Source organism: Streptomyces sp. BF23-19 (assembly GCF_041106355.1).
In the GTDB taxonomy this organism is placed as follows: Bacteria; Actinomycetota; Actinomycetes; order Streptomycetales; family Streptomycetaceae; genus Streptomyces; species Streptomyces virginiae_A.
This window is the reverse complement of record NZ_JBGBPT010000003.1, coordinates 98,920-113,495: the sequence shown is the minus strand read 5'-3', so window position 1 is coordinate 113,495 and position 14,576 is coordinate 98,920. Positions and strand designations below refer to the sequence as shown.

The window sequence follows — 14,576 nt, the reverse complement described above, 5'->3', positions numbered from 1 at the left end:
CGTGCCGTTCTTACGCGCGCGGCCCCGCGATCTTGTACTCCACCGGCAGCTCGAGCAGGCCACGGGCACGCAGGGACGGTCGCCACCGGGGTTCGGGCTCGGCCGGAGTCAGACTGCTGAACCGCTCAAGGAGTGCGGCCAGCGCGATCTCGACCTCGGCCCGGGCCAGCGGTGCGCCCAGGCAGTAGTGGATGCCGTGGCCCAGCGCCAGGTGCCCGGAGGCGTCGCGGTCCACGTCGAGCCGCTCGGGGTGGGAGAAGCGGGCGGGATCACGGTTGGCCGCGGACAGCGACAGCAGGACGGTTTCCCCGGCAGGGACGGATACCCCTCCGATCGTCACGTCCTCGGTGGGGAAGCGGCGGATCGCCAGAAGCGCCGGCCCCTCGTAGCGCGCCAGTTCCTCCACTGCCTCGGGGAGCTTCGACGGGTCCCTACGCAGGCGTGCCAGAAGCTCGGGATGACCCAGGAGTGCGTGTACGGCATTTCCGATGAGCTGGACGGTGTTCTCGTATCCGGCGCCGAGGATGAGGAAGGCGAGCGAGGTCAGTTCGTCCTCGCTGAGCCGGTCGCCGTCGCTGTCGCGAACCTCGATCAGGTCGGAGAGCAGGTCGTCGGCAGGGTGCCGACGCTTGTGCGCGATGAGCTCGGTGAAGAAGGCGAGCATGGCGCCGATCGCCTGCTTGGCGGCCTGTGGGCGGCTGGGGTCCGGTGCGATCAGCTCGTCGGTCCAGGCGCGGAAGTCCTTGCGATGGTCGTCCGGGATCCCGAGGAGGTCACAGATGACGGTGATCGGCAGTGGGGCGGCGTATGCGGCGATGAGGTCGGTTCGGCCCTCTGTGCCGAGCACGTCCAACAGCCCGTCCGCGGTCCGCCGGATCGGGGCGCGCAGCGCGTCCACGCGCCGGGGTGTGAAGGCGCGGCTGACGAGCTTGCGTATGCGGGTGTGGTCGGGAGGATCCATGTTCAAGAGGTTGGCGTCCAGGGCCGGCGGCAGGGACAGGCCACGGTACGAGCCTTCTGCGGCGTTGGTCTTGTCGAGGGAGAGCCGTGGATCCGCAAGGGCCGAGCGTACGTCGTCGTACCGGGTGACAAGCCATGCCGGTTCGCCGGTGGGTCCTGCGATGCGCTGTACCGGCGCAGTGTCGCGCAGGTGCTGGTAGGCCTCGTGCGGGTGCTTCATGAGGTCGCCCTGTAGATCCATGAGCTCACCCTAGTTCGTAGCTTCGGCCGGGCAACGGCCCCGCCGAAGCCGGAACATGAGCCCAGGAGGGGCGGCCTCGAGAGCCCGACAGGACTGTCAGTTACCGCTTGACGCGTTTCTCGGACGGCGAGGGCCGACATCCGAATGGCCCGAGCGGCGCGCTGGAGGTCCAGCGGTCTCCGGTGACGGAGAGATCCGCTCTGTTCGTTCTCAGGGTGAGGGCCGAGCGCTTCACCTGGCGGAATTCGCGGGCTGAAGCACTCATGCGGACCCATCCGACGCCGCGAGCTCTCCTGGTGGCGGTCCCGTCGGCCGAGCTCGGTCGGTGTGAGCGGGGTGCGAGTCGGGGAGGGTGTTGGCCGGCCAGAGGCTGTCGGGGAAGGCCGCGTCGTCGGAGTCGGTGTCGGGCATGAGGGTGGTGAGCATCTGCTGGGCGGTCTTGGCGTTGTCGCCGGCGCGGGGCAGCATGACGCTTTCGTAGGCGTCGAGAGCCTGGTCGATGGTGGGGTGGTCGATGACGGCTTGGGCGAGTTCGGCGCCGTCGAGCAGGGCGAGGTTGGCGCCGACGCCGACGGGTGGCATCAAGTGGGCGGCGTCGCCGAGCAGAGTGATGCCGGGGACGCGCTGCCAGGAGTGGTGAACGGGCAGGACGAACACGGGCCGGTTGATGAAACCGCCCTCGTTGTGGCGGAGGATGTCCAGCAGGCTCTCGTGCCAGCCCTGGTACTGGGCGAGGAGGCGCGCGCCTACTGCTCGGGTGTCTGTGAGGTCGAGGCCGGCGTGCCAGTCCTGGGGGCCGCGGAAGTTGATGTAGCCGCGCACGTGTCCGTTGCTGTTTCGCTGCAGCACCAGGCTGCGGCGGCCCGCCTTGGCCGACATGGTGCCGCGACCCACCAGGTGAGCGATTCCGGGGTGACGGCGGTCGACGTCGTCGAAGTGAGTTTCCACCAACGTGACACCGGCGTAGGTGGGTTGGGCGTCGGAAAGCGCGGGGCGTACATGGGACCAGGCTCCGTCGGCGCCGATGACCAGGTCGAAGTCTTCGCCCGTGCGGTCGTGGTGGTGGTGGTGGAGGCGGGCGGTGCCCCGGGGTAATGGGGTGACGGCCTCTACGGAGTGGCCCCAGCGGACCGTGCCGGGGGCGAGGGAGTCCAGCAGGAGCGCGCGCAGCTGACCGCGGTCGATCTCGGGCCTGCTCAGGTCGCCCTCGCCTGCCTGGTCGTGGCGTATCAGGGTCGCGTGGCGGTCGTACAGGCGCCACTCCTGGCTCTCGGGCCGGGACAGGGACAGGAACTGGTCGAACAGGCCGGAGGCGCGCAGGGCTGCCTGGCCGGTGTCTTCGTGGATGTCGAGAGTGCCGCCTTGTGAGCGGGAGTGGGGGGCGGGTTCGCGCTCGAAGACCGTGACCGGCACGCCGTGCTGTTGCAGGACGCGCGCGCAGATGAGGCCGCCGAGGCCGGCGCCGGCGATCGCAATACGTGCGGTGGTGGACATGAAGGTCACGCTCCGTTCAGAGGTTGGGGAGGTGTTGGTGTCGTGTGGCGACGCCCTGTTCCGGGCATGGCGGATCAGTCGTTCGGATGTGGGGACGCGTCCCGGGTGACGGCGGCCGGGTGCGCGTCAGCCGCCCCCAGCCACAGAAGCACAGTAGCTACAAAAGTACAACCACTCCGATTTTTGATCGGATGACCTTTGTGATCGAATCCTCTCAAGGGGGTAAGGTGACGGAATGACCGGGACAACGACAGGACGTCGCGAACGCAAGAAGGCCCAGACGAGGCAGGCTTTGACGGATGCCGCAGTGCGGCTGTTCACCGAGCGCGGCTTCGACAACGTCGGTGTACGCGAGGTGGCGGAGGCGGCCGACGTCTCACTGAGCACTCTCTTCAAGCACTTCCCCAGCAAGGAAGCCCTCGTCTTCGACCTGGACACGGACATCGAGAGCGCCCTCGTCGCCGCCGTTCGCGACCGAGCCCCCGGCCGGCCCGTGCTGCACGCCCTGCGCGACCACATGGTGCGCACCCGAACCGCCGTGCGGACCGACGATCCCACTTTCGTCCTCGTCGAATCCACCCCCGCGCTGCGGGACTACGCCCGGCGCATGTGGTTGCGCCACGAGCAAACGCTGGCCGCCGCCCTCGCCGAGGCCACCGGGCTCACCCCGGAAGCCCCCGCCGTCGCCGGCCTGGCACGCTTCACGCTGGAATCCGCCAGTATCGCCCGCGCAAGCGAAGACCCGGCCCGGACCATGCGAGACCTGTTCACCCTGCTGGAACACGGCTGGGCCGCCACTCCCCTGGCGGAAGAGGAAGACCGCCCCGGTCGGGACGGGTGACCGCGACCTCTCGAAAGGCTGCAACGTTCTCGCCGATCCAGCAGCAGAAGCAGCCGGAAACCTGGGCGCCACTCCTCCCCGAACGGCAGGAGCGGCCGATCGTGCTGGGCGTAGAGCCCGCCCAGGCACCGTCTCCCCCGGCCAGTCGCGCAGCGAAAGGGCCCGGGCAAGGCGCAGCAGGCATCCCGGCGGGGCCTGACAGCCCTCACGCAGCGGGTCGCGCGGGAAGGCGCCGACCCAACCGGCCCCTCGTAGCCACAGCGAGACCATCGCGGTAGTGGGCATCGCCCGGATGCACGACCTCGTCCTCGCCGGACAGGTCAGCGGGCCGCGCTGTGGCCCATCATGCTGAAGATGGCTCGGAGATCGAGCCGCAGGCCTGGTGGCCCCACCGGCTGCCGTTCTTGGTGATCATGTCACCGGCCGCGTAGGGCTTTCCGCAGGCGCAGCTGCCGGGGAACTTCGCCTTGATCGCGCGGGATCCGCCACCGCCGCCCGAAGCGGTACCGGCGGACGTACGCTTCGCCGGCGCGGTCGACCTGCGGCGCGCGGGCGAGGCCGCGGCCGGAGCCGGTACCGGCATCTCCGGGCTGCCGAGGGCCGTACCGGCGGCCTCCTGCCTGACCGCAGCGTCACTGGCCGCCTGGTCCGCGATCGCGTTCAGGTGGTCGCCGTCCTCGCGGTGCGCGGGAACGTACTGGAAGGTCACGTCGCGGTCGGCCAGCAGGCGGTCGATCGCCTCGACGAGTTCACGGTTGGCGACCGGCTGACCGGAGGCGGTCTTCCACCCGTTGCGCTTCCAGCCCGGCAGCCACTGCGTCACGGCCTTCATGGCGTACTGGGAGTCCATCCGCACCTCGACGGGTGTGCCCGGGTCCACCGCCTCCAGCAGCCGCTGGAGGGCGGTCAGCTCCCCGATGTTGTTGGTGGCCCGCCCCAGCGGGCCGGCCTCCCAACGCTCGGGGCGTCCCTGGGAGTCCGCGATGACCCAACCCCACCCGGCAGGCCCGGGATTACCTTTGGCCGCTCCGTCACAGGCGGCGATGATGCGATCAGACATCCCCCGATCATGCCTCATCCTGCGGGGCTTCCCGCTCGGTCACCCCGGCAGCACGTCCTTGCCCACCAGGCGCGACCCCTCGTAGCAGAGTCGGTAGAGGTCGACCTGGTCCAGGAGGTTGCCGTTCGAGCGGTAGTAGGCGCAGTCGGTGCCCGCGGGTACGGGCAGCGCCCGGACGGCGTCCGGTAGGTACCGGAACTGCCGCTCCGGAAGGAGCCGGGCCACCTCGACCCGCTCCTGGCCGGGCCGGAGGGCGGCGAAGTCCACGGGGCGCAGCACGCAGGTCGTCAGCTGCTGGGCCAGGTAGGCACAGGAGACGAGGGTCAGGAGACCGACCCCGACCGGTGCGGCGAAGGCGGCCACGAACCGGCGGTGGGTGCTGCGCCGGGCGACGGTGAGCCGGAGCGCCGATTCCGGGGCGGTCTCCTCCTGCGGCTCCCCGCTGCTTCTCGGGTGCTTCGGGTGCACCTGGTCCGGCAGCGTGGCGAGCACCTCGAAGCCGCCTTCGCGCGGGGCGGCGTGCAGCGTTCCTCCCAGGAGCCGTACCCGTTCGCGCAGGCCGGTCAGGCCGCGGTGCCCGGCGGCTCGCCCCGCGCCGGGCGCCGGGACGGCCGACGGGCTCGTCGCCGGCGCGGTGGGCGCGGCGGAGTTGGTCACCCGTACCTCGGTCCGGTCCGACTGCCGGGCGATGCTCACGCGGACCGTGCTGCCGGGCGCGTGCTTGATGGCGTTGGTCAGTGACTCCTTGACCACGCGGTACGCGCTGCGGTCGACCAGCGGGGGAAGGGCCCGGGCCGCTCCTTCCCGCCGCAGGTGCACCGCGACCCCGGAGTCCCGTGTCCGGGCGACGAGTTCCTCCACCGGTTCCACGGACGAGGCCAAGGACTCCTGCCCTTCGGAGCCGTCGCGCAGGACGCCGATGGTGTCCCGCAGGTGACCGACCGCGTCGGAGACGGCCGCGCGCAGCACGGCCAGGTCCGCCCGGTCCTGGCTCGTCGGGGGTCCCCCGACGAACGGCCGGGCCACGGACCGCCGTTAGACTGCGCCGGTGGTTCAGGTGCTGCTGGCGGACGACGAGGCGATGGTGCGGGCCGGGATACGCGCCGTCCTGGCGAGGGATCCGGCGATCGAGGTCGTGGCCGAGGCGGCCGACGGGCACGAGGCCCTCGACGCCGTGTGCAGGCTGCGGCCCGCCGTTGCCCTGCTCGACATCCAGATGCCACGGCTCGACGGGATCACGACGGCCGCACGGATCCACCACGAACTGCCCGGCACGGCGGTGATCATGCTGACCACCTTCGGCGAGGACGAATTCATCGACCGTGCCCTGCGTGAGGGTGCCAGCGGATTCCTGCTCAAGGCGGACGACCCCCGCGAACTGCTGGCGGGCGTGCACGCGGTGGCCGCGGGCGGCGCGTACCTCTCTCCGAAGGTCGCCGCCCGGGTCGTCGCCGGACTGCGTGGCGGGCGGACGACCGGCGCCGTTCCGGCCCGGCACGCCGTGGCGGGGCTGACGGAGCGGGAGAACGAGGTGCTGGCGCTGCTCGACATCGGGTTGTCCAACGCCGAGATCGCCGCTCGTCTACGGCTGGTCGAGGGAACCGTGAAGGCCCACGTCAGCGCGATCCTGGGGAAGCTCGGCGTGCGGAACCGGGTGGAGGCGGCGATCGCCGCGCACGAGGCGGGAGTGGCCGAAGAGGCCCGTCGAACCGGCCCGTAAACCGGCCTGCCGGTGAATCGGGCCTGCCGATGAGCCGGGGCGGGCGCGCGGATCAGACGCCGGGTCCGTCGGCGGAGAGCAGCGCGCACTTCTCGAAGTTCATGCATCCGCAGGCCAGACAGTCGGCCACGGCGTTCCGCAGGATCTGCGTCTGCTCGATGAACCGGTCCAGTTCGGGGAGCTTGCTCTCGGCGAGGGCGCGCCACTGGCGGGTGGCGCCGCGCTCGGCGTCGCCGTCGAGCAGGCCGCGGATCTCGGCCAGGGTGAAGCCGGCCCGCTGGGCCATTTTGATCAGTGCGATCCGCCGCACGGTACCGGCCGGGTAGACACGCCGGCCCGCGGCCCGTTCGGCGGGCGGCAGCAGGCCGACGCTCTCGTAGTAGCGCAGGCCCGAGGGATTCATCCCCACCTGCCGAGCGAGCTCACCGATCCCGACGTGTCGCACCCGTCACTCCCCCTTGACTTCAAGTGCGCTTGAACCATGAGTCTGACCTGGTGACTCGCGTACAGACAACTCGCTTCCTCCCCCAGGCCTATCGGCCGCTGTTCGCCCATGCCGACTTCCGACGGCTGCTGCCCGCGCTGTCGGCCTCCGATCTCGGTGACGGGATGAGCGTGGTCGCCGTGGCGTGGCTGGCCATCGAGATCGCTCCCCCGGGGCAGTCCGGGATGCTCCTGGGTGCCGCGCTCGCCGCGTACGCGCTTCCGGGGGCCGCCGGAGCCCTGCTCTTCGGACGGTGGCTGCGCCGGCTTCCCGCCGGGCGGCTGCTGGCGGCCGACAGCCGGATCCGGGCGGTACTCCTCGGCTGTGTTCCGCTGGCCTGGGCCGCGGGGGTGCTGCACCCGGTGCTGTACGTGGCCCTGCTCGCGGGCTCGTCCGTCCTGCACGCCTGGGGGAACGCGGGCAGGTACTCCCTGCTCGCGCAGATCCTTCCGCCCGACCAGCGGCTGGCGGCCAACGCCCTGGTCAGTTCCAGTGTCTCGGCCTCCATCGTGGTCGGCCCCGCCCTGGCCGGGTTCCTGGCGGCGGTGATCAGTCCGGCCTGGCTCATCGGCCTCGACGCGCTGTCATTCGCCGTGCTCGCCGCCCAGGTCGGGCGGCTGCGCGGCGCGCCGGCCGGGCAGAACCGGACGGGCGAGAAGGGCGAGGAGAACGGGGAGGACGGGGAGAACAAAAAGGCAGCGACGGCAGCGCCGGTCGACGCCGACCGGTCGGCGGCCGGCCTGCGCCTGCTGCGCAAGCAGCCCGAGCTCCTCGGTGTGTTGGCCCTGACCTGGTTCTTCAACTTCCTCTACGGGCCGGCGGAGGTGGCGCTCCCGTTGCACGTCACCGACGACCTGCACGCCGGGGCGGGCCTGCTCGGGCTGTACTGGACCCTGTTCGGAGCGGGGGCGGTGCTGGGCGGCCTGGCCGCGGGCGCACTGCGGCGGTTCCCGCTCTGGCCGGTCACCCTGGGGATCGTCGCGGGGTGGGGGCTGGCGCTCGTACCCTTCGGTCTCGGCGCGCCCGCGGCCGTCACCCTGGCCTGCTTCACCCTCGGCGGCCTGATCTACGGTCCGTTCACGGCGCTGTCCTACACCCTCTTCCAGGAACGCACCCCGGCCGCCTCACTGACCACGGTCCTCGCCGCCCGCAGCGCCGCCCTGCTGACCGCCGGGCCGGTGGGCACCGCGCTCGGCGGCCCGTTGATCGCGCTCCTCGGGCCCCGGCAGGTGCTGGCCGCGTCGGGGCTCGCGACCGTCGCGCTCGCCGTGATCGGGGCCGCGATCCGGGTCCGGGGGCTGCGGCGCGTCAGGACCCCTTCGCCCCTGTCACGGCCGACCTGATCTCGTCCGCCAGGGTGCGGGCGGCCGTGTCGGCCGCCCCGCCCACCAGGCGGGTCCGGGTGAGGCCGAAGGCGAGACCCCGGGCGCGGTCGGCGAAGGCGATGCTGCCGCCGCTGCCGTGGTGACCGAAGGCCGTGCGTTCGCCTGCCGTCCGGGGCAGGCCGACGAAGTAGCCGAGGCCCTTGGCGTACCTGCCGAGGAGCACCCGCGACCCGTTCCTGCGCATCCGTACTCGCGCTGTGATCCACGCGGGCATCATGGCACCGCGCGGAGCCGGGGAGACGGATCAGGGCCGTGCGGCGACGCCGCACGGCCCTGTACTTTCCCCGCGGCCCGTTCAGCGAAGGGGCGGGGCGGGGAAACGGTTCTCCGGAGCCCGGCGGTCAGACCGGGCCGTCGTCCGGGATCAGGCGGGGGTGATGTTCTCCGCCTGCGGGCCCTTCTGGCCCTGCGTGATGTCGAAGGTCACGGCCTGACCCTCCTGGAGCTCACGGTAGCCAGAGGCGTTGATCGCCGAGTAGTGGGCGAAGACGTCCGGGCCGCCGCCGTCCTGGGCGATGAAGCCGAAGCCCTTTTCCGAGTTGAACCACTTCACAGTTCCCGTAGCCATGTTCATGCCTTCCCGTTGACGTACGTCTTCCACACGGCGTGGAAGACGGAGGTGATCGCCCTGGTCCTACGGCACAACACAGCAAAACTGCCCACACCGAGAGGTACGGGCAAGGCACTTGGAACCACGACAGCTACCCGTGAAGGTACACGCCTGCACGCACTGTCACCAGGGGGAATGATCTCGCCTTCGGGACGAGATTCAGCCCTTTCACCCACACTCCGGGCGCGACCGCACGCAAATGCGTCGAGTACCGCCCCCGGGATGCCGTACTGTGAGGTCTACCGACGCGGGGTGGAGCAGCTCGGTAGCTCGCTGGGCTCATAACCCAGAGGTCGCAGGTTCAAATCCTGTCCCCGCTACTGCACAGAAGGGCCCGGATCCTCATGGATCCGGGCCCTTCTGCTGTGCCGGGCCCGTTTCCTCGCGCGGCCCGGCCCGGCCAGGCCCGGTGCGGTGCGGTGCGACCCTCCGGATCAGGGGACGCCGTGGGCCCGGGTCCGCGTCACCCGGTGGACCGGCGACGCCGCCACCCCGCCTCGCCGTGGCCGCCGCGACGATGAGTACCCCACCCGCCGTGTGACGGCACTCACACGACGATCTGTCGTCCGGTGTCGACCGGATGGGCTGCGGGGGGCGTATGCCCGGTGAGAGGGACACATGGATTCAGGAGCGATTTTTTGACCATCGAGGAGTTCGAGGAGTTCTACGCGCAAGCGGCAGGACGGCTCACAGGACAGCTCTACGTGATGCTCGGTGACCACCACGAGGCGCAGGACGTGGTGCAGGAGGCCTTCGTCAGAGGATGGGGCCGCCGGCGTCAGCTGGACCGCGACGGCCGGCCCGAGGCGTGGATCCGTACGGTCGCGTGGCGGCTCGCCGTCAGCCGCTGGCGCGGGCGTCGGCGCACCGCCGACGCCTGGCAGCGGACCGCTCCGGCCGGCCACGTGGAGGGGCCCGGGCCGGAGGCGGTGGCACTCGTCGAGGCACTGCGGCAACTGCCCCTGAAGCAGCGCCGGACCATGGCGCTGCACTACGTGTGCGATCTGACGGTCGAGCAGATCGCCGCCGAGACCTCGCTGTCCACGAGCACGGTCAAGACCCATCTGTCCCGGGGTCGGGTCACGCTCTCCCGCCATCTGCAGGACCCCCGCATTGAGGAGGCTCCCGATGCCTGACTCCCACGACCCGCTGCGGTCCCTGTTCCGGGAGGCGGCCTCCGCAGGGCAGGCCGCGAGCACGACCCCGCCCGTCGCCGTCATCGAACGGCGCGGCGAACGGCACCGCCGGCACCGCATCGTCGGTATCGCCGCCGCCTGCCTGCTGGTCCTCGCCGGATCCGGTGCGGCGCTGTCCGCGTTCCTTCCGCAGGACCCGGGGCCGACCCTTCCGGCGACCACTCCTTCTCCCGTGGCCCCGTCCCCGACCTCCGCACCGCCCCCGCCGTCCCACTCCACGACGCCGACGCTCAACTCCGCGCTGCCGCCGCGCAACACCACACCGCCGCCGCCCAGCAGCACGGTGCCGCCGCGCAACACGACGGCGCCGCCGACCGATCCCACCGGAACCGTGGACCCGAGCACGTCCATGTCCCCGACTCCCCCACAGTCGCTCCGGTAGCCCCTCCTCCCCTCCCTCCCGCGCCCCCTCCCGCGCTCCCTCTCCCCGCAGCACATCGCCCGTGGACGCCGGCCCGAACCAGGGCCGGTGACTCCGCACGCCCTCAGACGGCCAGGAGATACCGATATGCCCGTTTCATCACCTCAGCGGCGACCGGTCGAGCTTCTCGACTCGCCCACCCCGTGGCCGCCCGTGCACGAGACCGGTCGCCGCCCCCGCCGCTCCCTCCCGGGGTTCCTGCGACTCGGTCCGGGCGAGCGCGAGGTGGTGTGGCTGTACCTGCTGACCCGTATCGGCATCTGGGCCACCGCGGGCGCCGTCAGCTGGCTGTTCCCCGCCGACGGCGAGGCCCGTAGGCCGGCCTCGTTGCTCTCGCCCTGGCAGCAATGGGACTGGTGGTTCTACCTCCACATAGCCCAGGACGGATACTTCCCCGGCCAGGCCGGACCCTGGACGGCCGGCTGGGACAACCGCGAGGCCTTTCTGCCCGGCCTCCCCCTCGCCCTGCGCGCCGTCCACACCGTGGTCCCCGACTGGGCCGCGGCCGGCGCGCTGATCTCGTTCCTCTCCGGAGGGGTCGCCGTCCTGGCCCTCGCCCGGATCGCCCGCCATCACCTGGCCGACCTCGAAACGGGCCGCCGCGCGGTGGCCTTCCTGCTGCTCTCGCCCTGCGCCGTGTTCCTCGCCGCCGGCTACACCGAGGCGCTCTTCCTGGCCTTGGCCCTGCCCGCATGGTTGGCGGCGCAGCGCCAGAACTGGCCGGCGGCCGCGGTACTGGCCTGCCTCGCCTGCTCGGTCCGCGTCACCGGTCTGTTCCTCGCGGCCGCCCTCGCCCTCCACTTCGTCCTCACGGCCCGCGGCCGCGCCGCCTGGCGTTCGGCCCCGTGGCTCTTCCTGCCCGCCCTCGCCCCGGCCCTCTACAGCTGGTACCTCCAGTCCCGGACCGGGGACTGGATGGCCTGGAAGCACTCCCAGGAACGCGGCTGGTACCGGGACTTCCACGCACCGTGGGACGCCTGGGCGAACACGTGGGACGCCGCCTTCCACCACACCCACCCCACCGGGTACGCGCTGATGTGGCAGGCGGAGCTCCTGGCCATGGTGGTCGGCGTCGTACTCCTGGCCCTGCTGATCCGAGGCCGCCGCTGGCCCGAGGCCCTGTACATCGGCCTCACCCTGTGGGCCCTGGGCACCTCGTACTGGTACACGTCCATACCCCGCTCCACCCTCCTGTGGTGGCCGCTGTGGATCGGCCTGGCCTCCTGGAGTCTGAAGCGCCCCCGGATCCGGACCGCCTACCTCTACGTCGTGGCGCCCCTGTCCACCACGGTCGCGATCACCTTTCTCACAGGCCGCTGGGCGGGCTAGTGCTGTGACCGTAAAGGTCCACCGGGTCACGGAAACCGCGGCTCTCACGCCGACTGGCTCATCTGGCACGGTGGGCGTTCCATCGAAGGGTGGGCCTTGTCCCGAGGGGCTCTTCGCGGCAGGAGATCGCCATGATCGGAGTCAGGACCGCGCACCCGGGCAGGGCCCGGACGGCGCTCCTGTGCGCCACCGCGCTGCTCGGCACGGTCCTGCCGGCCGGCGGCGCGTGGGCGGCGACCGGGGCGGGCGCCGCGGCCGCGTCGTGCGTCGCGTCCCCCGAGCCCACCGGCGGCGAAGCGAAGCAGATCCTGGACATCGCCAAGGCCACGCAGAAGGAGCTGGACCTGAACGCCGTCCTGCTACGGGTCACGCGCGACGGGCGGGAGGTCGTCACCGTGGCCCTCGGCGAGTCGATGACCGGGGTCCCGGCCACGGCGGACATGCACTTCCGGGCCGGTTCGGTGGCCATCGTCTACATGGGCATCGCCATGCTGCAACTCGTGGAGGACGGCAAGGCCGACCTCGACGACCCGATCTCGCGCTGGCTCCCCGACGCGCCGCACGCCGACGAGATCACCCTGCGCATGCTCGGTGCTTCCACCTCGGGCCTGCGCGACTACGTGCCGGACCCGAAGTTCCTCGCCGCCCTGTACGCCGACCCGTTCCGCCAGTGGACCCCCCAGCAACTCGTGGGCATCTCCGCCGCCCACCCCCTGCTGTACGAGCCCGGGACGAGCTGGAGCTACTCCCACGCCAACTTCGTGCTCCTCGGGCAGGCCTTGGAGAAGATCTCCGGCATGCCGCTGGCCAAGGTGATGGAGCGGCAGATCACGGGGCCCGCCGGACTGGACAACACCCGCAACAGCTTCACGCCCCAGATCGAGGAGCCCGTGCTGCACTCCTTCGACGCGGAGCGCGGCAAGTACGAGGAGTCCACCTACTGGAATCCCTCCTGGACCACGGCCCCCGGCGCGGTCCTGAACACCCACATCTGCGACCTGGCCCGCTCGGCCGAGGTCGTGGGCACGGGTGAACTCCTCACGCCGCAGAGTTTCAAGGTCCAGCTCGACCCGGGCACGGTGGGCCTGGGCGGCAACACCCCCGGCTGCGCGCCCAAGGACTGCTTCCGCCAGCTCCCGGCCCGGCACTTCGGCTACGGGGTGATCGTCCAGAACGGATGGATCCAGTCGAACCCGTCCTTCGCGGGATACGCGGCCATCCAGGCGTACCTCCCGAGCGAGCACCTGGCGATCGCGGTGTCCACGACGGTCGGCCCCAAGGGCCCCGAGACCAACACGGCGCAGACCATCGCCGGCCGCATCGCCGCGGTCCTCACGCCCGAGAACTCCCTGACGGGATGACCGCGTCGAGGTCGGATGCCGAGGATCACCCGTGCTCCTCCTCGTCCCAGCACGCTCGTAGCCGTTCCCGCAGGTTCGGAACGGATGCCGCCGCACAGGACATGACGATCGCGAGCCTGCTGAGATCGACGCCGTCGGACCGCCTGGTGCGGGACCATCGCCGCCCGGCCCGCACAAGGGTCCCGAAGAGCAGCCCTTGTCCGGCGGGATCGCCCGGCAGTATCTCGTCCGCGGCCTCGATGACGAGTACGTAGTGCTCTGCGGGCAGCCAGTGCAGATCGCGCAGACAGTCGAAGAGGGCGTTCCAGTTCCACCCGAAGTAGTCCGGCAGCCTCAACCTGTCGTAGAACTGCGTGAAGACCGCGTCGGTGTCCCCCATCTCCCGTCCGTCGAGGCGCACCACGTACGTCCTGCCGGTCATGGGCAGCAACAGGTCGACAGGCACAGCGCCTTGCTCCGGAACGACATGGACCCAGTTCGCGATGTCCACACCGCCACCCCCCTCCGTCGGTACGGGCCTCACCGCCGCCGGAACCGAAAGCGGCAGCGAGCCGCAGTCCGGATCCACAAGCGGAACGGCCCGGCAGGCGTGGTCGCCACCACCACCGAACTGTCGGTCTGCGGGCGGCCTCCACGTACGTGGATCTTCCCCCACCAGGCGCAGAGCCCGGGCGCGACGCGTGACAGGCTGTCCGTCTCTGCGTCGAGGGGCAATCATGGCAGAAGTCGCCGGATGGATCTGGCAGCACAACCTGCGGTCGTTGCTGGAGTTGTTGTCCCACTACGTGGGCTACGACTTCGACGGCACCGACTGGGACACGGCCGAACTGGAGCTCCGGACCGACACCTTGCTCGCCGCCTTCGCGCAGGGCTGAGCCCGAGCGGGCACGGGGTCGAGCCCCGCGTGACATCGGGCCGGCGGCCTTGGTGCGTCGAGGCCGTGCGGCATGATCTGGATCATGACTCATCCCTCCCTGCCGACCACCGAGTCGGCCGTCACCGCGATACGGGCCGTCGCGGCCGAGTACCGGCTGGCCATGACCGTCACCGACGACATCGGCGCCGATCAGACGTCGCGGCGGACCTCCGCGGCCCTGTTCACCGTCGTCGACCCCGACGGATCCCTGCCGCACGAGGCGTTCGTCGAGCTGGGCGGCAGCCCGGCCGTCAGCGTGCGGATCTTCCCCGAGGACGACGCGAAGATCACTGTCGACGGGGTGGAGTTCCACGACGTTCCCCGGGACCGCGTCCCCGCGTTCCTGAGGTCCGTCTACGGCGGACTGGCCTTCGTGAAGGGCCGGTTCTTCCCGCCGGGCTACTGGCTCTCCGTCCCCCTGCCCGGCGACGAGACGTACCGGGAGAGCGTGGGAGGCCCCGCGCTCACGCCCTGGCTCTCCGGCCGCGTCCGCGCCTGAGGCGCCACCGCCGAGCCGCGACGACCGCACCGGGGCCCGTTCCCCGCAGGCAGCACGCC

At 71.3% G+C, this 14,576-nt stretch carries 17 protein-coding genes and 1 tRNA gene; 10 read left to right on the top strand and 8 right to left on the bottom strand.

Annotated elements, in window-relative coordinates; all coding sequences use genetic code 11:
* Nucleotides 1-10 precede the first annotated feature (10 nt).
* Together AB8A24_RS02900 and AB8A24_RS02895 are read right to left on the bottom strand one after the other, a co-directional pair.
* Entirely contained in the window at nucleotides 11-1,201 is a 1,191-nt protein-coding gene (locus AB8A24_RS02900; protein ID WP_369474530.1) for a cytochrome P450, read from the bottom strand.
* Between the two features lie 261 nt (nucleotides 1,202-1,462).
* Complete coding sequence (locus AB8A24_RS02895; RefSeq protein WP_369474528.1) at nucleotides 1,463-2,695, bottom strand: FAD-dependent oxidoreductase; 1,233 nt, start codon at nucleotides 2,693-2,695, stop codon at nucleotides 1,463-1,465.
* A gap of 235 nt (nucleotides 2,696-2,930) precedes the next feature.
* Here AB8A24_RS02895 and AB8A24_RS02890 point away from each other — a divergent pair, with 235 nt between their 5' ends.
* The gene (locus tag AB8A24_RS02890) at nucleotides 2,931-3,536 is read left to right on the top strand and encodes a TetR/AcrR family transcriptional regulator (RefSeq protein ID WP_369474526.1); all 606 of its coding nucleotides are present in this window, start codon (nucleotides 2,931-2,933) and stop codon (nucleotides 3,534-3,536) included.
* 343 nt (nucleotides 3,537-3,879) lie between these two features.
* On the opposite strand, the gene AB8A24_RS02885 is transcribed toward AB8A24_RS02890, so the two are convergent.
* Together AB8A24_RS02885 and AB8A24_RS02880 are read right to left on the bottom strand one after the other, a co-directional pair.
* A complete protein-coding gene (locus tag AB8A24_RS02885; protein ID WP_369474525.1) occupies nucleotides 3,880-4,596 on the bottom strand; it encodes a ribonuclease H in 717 nt (238 codons plus the stop codon).
* 39 nt (nucleotides 4,597-4,635) lie between these two features.
* Nucleotides 4,636-5,622 carry a sensor histidine kinase gene (locus tag AB8A24_RS02880; protein WP_369474524.1) on the bottom strand — a complete coding sequence of 329 codons (987 nt, stop codon included), beginning with the start codon at nucleotides 5,620-5,622 and terminating at the stop codon, nucleotides 4,636-4,638.
* Between the two features lie 22 nt (nucleotides 5,623-5,644).
* On the opposite strand from AB8A24_RS02880, the gene AB8A24_RS02875 reads away from it, so the two are divergent.
* Entirely contained in the window at nucleotides 5,645-6,316 is a 672-nt protein-coding gene (locus AB8A24_RS02875; RefSeq protein ID WP_369474522.1) for a response regulator, read from the top strand.
* A 52-nt stretch (nucleotides 6,317-6,368) separates the two neighbouring features.
* Here AB8A24_RS02875 and AB8A24_RS02870 read toward each other — a convergent pair whose 3' ends face one another.
* A complete protein-coding gene (locus AB8A24_RS02870) occupies nucleotides 6,369-6,761 on the bottom strand; it encodes a MerR family transcriptional regulator (RefSeq protein ID WP_369474520.1) in 393 nt (130 codons plus the stop codon).
* A 50-nt stretch (nucleotides 6,762-6,811) separates the two neighbouring features.
* On the opposite strand from AB8A24_RS02870, the gene AB8A24_RS02865 reads away from it, so the two are divergent.
* A complete protein-coding gene (locus AB8A24_RS02865) occupies nucleotides 6,812-8,143 on the top strand; it encodes an MFS transporter (protein WP_369474519.1) in 1,332 nt (443 codons plus the stop codon).
* Here AB8A24_RS02865 and AB8A24_RS02860 read toward each other — a convergent pair.
* Both AB8A24_RS02860 and AB8A24_RS02855 read right to left on the bottom strand, forming a co-directional pair.
* Nucleotides 8,109-8,348, bottom strand: a complete 240-nt coding sequence (locus AB8A24_RS02860; RefSeq protein ID WP_328959954.1) for a hypothetical protein — start codon at nucleotides 8,346-8,348, stop codon at nucleotides 8,109-8,111. The two genes, AB8A24_RS02865 and AB8A24_RS02860, sit on opposite strands and share 35 nt — an antisense overlap.
* 201 nt (nucleotides 8,349-8,549) lie before the next feature.
* On the bottom strand, nucleotides 8,550-8,753 hold the full coding sequence (locus tag AB8A24_RS02855; protein WP_030384970.1) for a cold-shock protein: 204 nt from the start codon (nucleotides 8,751-8,753) through the stop codon (nucleotides 8,550-8,552).
* A gap of 288 nt (nucleotides 8,754-9,041) precedes the next feature.
* Here AB8A24_RS02855 and AB8A24_RS02850 point away from each other — a divergent pair.
* From AB8A24_RS02850 to AB8A24_RS02830, 5 genes are all read left to right on the top strand, one after another.
* A tRNA-Met gene (locus tag AB8A24_RS02850) sits at nucleotides 9,042-9,115 on the top strand.
* A gap of 318 nt (nucleotides 9,116-9,433) precedes the next feature.
* Complete coding sequence (locus AB8A24_RS02845) at nucleotides 9,434-9,931, top strand: SigE family RNA polymerase sigma factor (RefSeq protein WP_033216727.1); 498 nt, start codon at nucleotides 9,434-9,436, stop codon at nucleotides 9,929-9,931.
* On the top strand, nucleotides 9,924-10,373 hold the full coding sequence (locus tag AB8A24_RS02840) for a hypothetical protein (protein WP_328959955.1): 450 nt from the start codon (nucleotides 9,924-9,926) through the stop codon (nucleotides 10,371-10,373). The genes AB8A24_RS02845 and AB8A24_RS02840 overlap by 8 nt, the downstream gene beginning before the upstream one ends.
* Before the next feature lie 126 nt (nucleotides 10,374-10,499).
* Nucleotides 10,500-11,741 carry a mannosyltransferase family protein gene (locus AB8A24_RS02835; protein ID WP_328959956.1) on the top strand — a complete coding sequence of 414 codons (1,242 nt, stop codon included), beginning with the start codon at nucleotides 10,500-10,502 and terminating at the stop codon, nucleotides 11,739-11,741.
* A 131-nt stretch (nucleotides 11,742-11,872) separates the two neighbouring features.
* On the top strand, nucleotides 11,873-13,102 hold the full coding sequence (locus tag AB8A24_RS02830) for a serine hydrolase domain-containing protein (RefSeq protein WP_369474516.1): 1,230 nt from the start codon (nucleotides 11,873-11,875) through the stop codon (nucleotides 13,100-13,102).
* A gap of 25 nt (nucleotides 13,103-13,127) precedes the next feature.
* Here AB8A24_RS02830 and AB8A24_RS02825 read toward each other — a convergent pair whose 3' ends face one another.
* Nucleotides 13,128-13,547: a barstar family protein gene (locus AB8A24_RS02825; RefSeq protein WP_369474514.1), complete on the bottom strand. Its 420-nt coding sequence runs from the start codon at nucleotides 13,545-13,547 to the stop codon at nucleotides 13,128-13,130.
* A gap of 271 nt (nucleotides 13,548-13,818) precedes the next feature.
* On the opposite strand from AB8A24_RS02825, the gene AB8A24_RS02820 reads away from it, so the two are divergent.
* Together AB8A24_RS02820 and AB8A24_RS02815 are read left to right on the top strand one after the other, a co-directional pair.
* Entirely contained in the window at nucleotides 13,819-13,977 is a 159-nt protein-coding gene (locus AB8A24_RS02820; protein WP_328959959.1) for a hypothetical protein, read from the top strand.
* 84 nt (nucleotides 13,978-14,061) lie between these two features.
* On the top strand, nucleotides 14,062-14,517 hold the full coding sequence (locus AB8A24_RS02815) for a hypothetical protein (RefSeq protein WP_328959960.1): 456 nt from the start codon (nucleotides 14,062-14,064) through the stop codon (nucleotides 14,515-14,517).
* The last annotated feature ends 59 nt before the right edge of the window (nucleotides 14,518-14,576 follow it).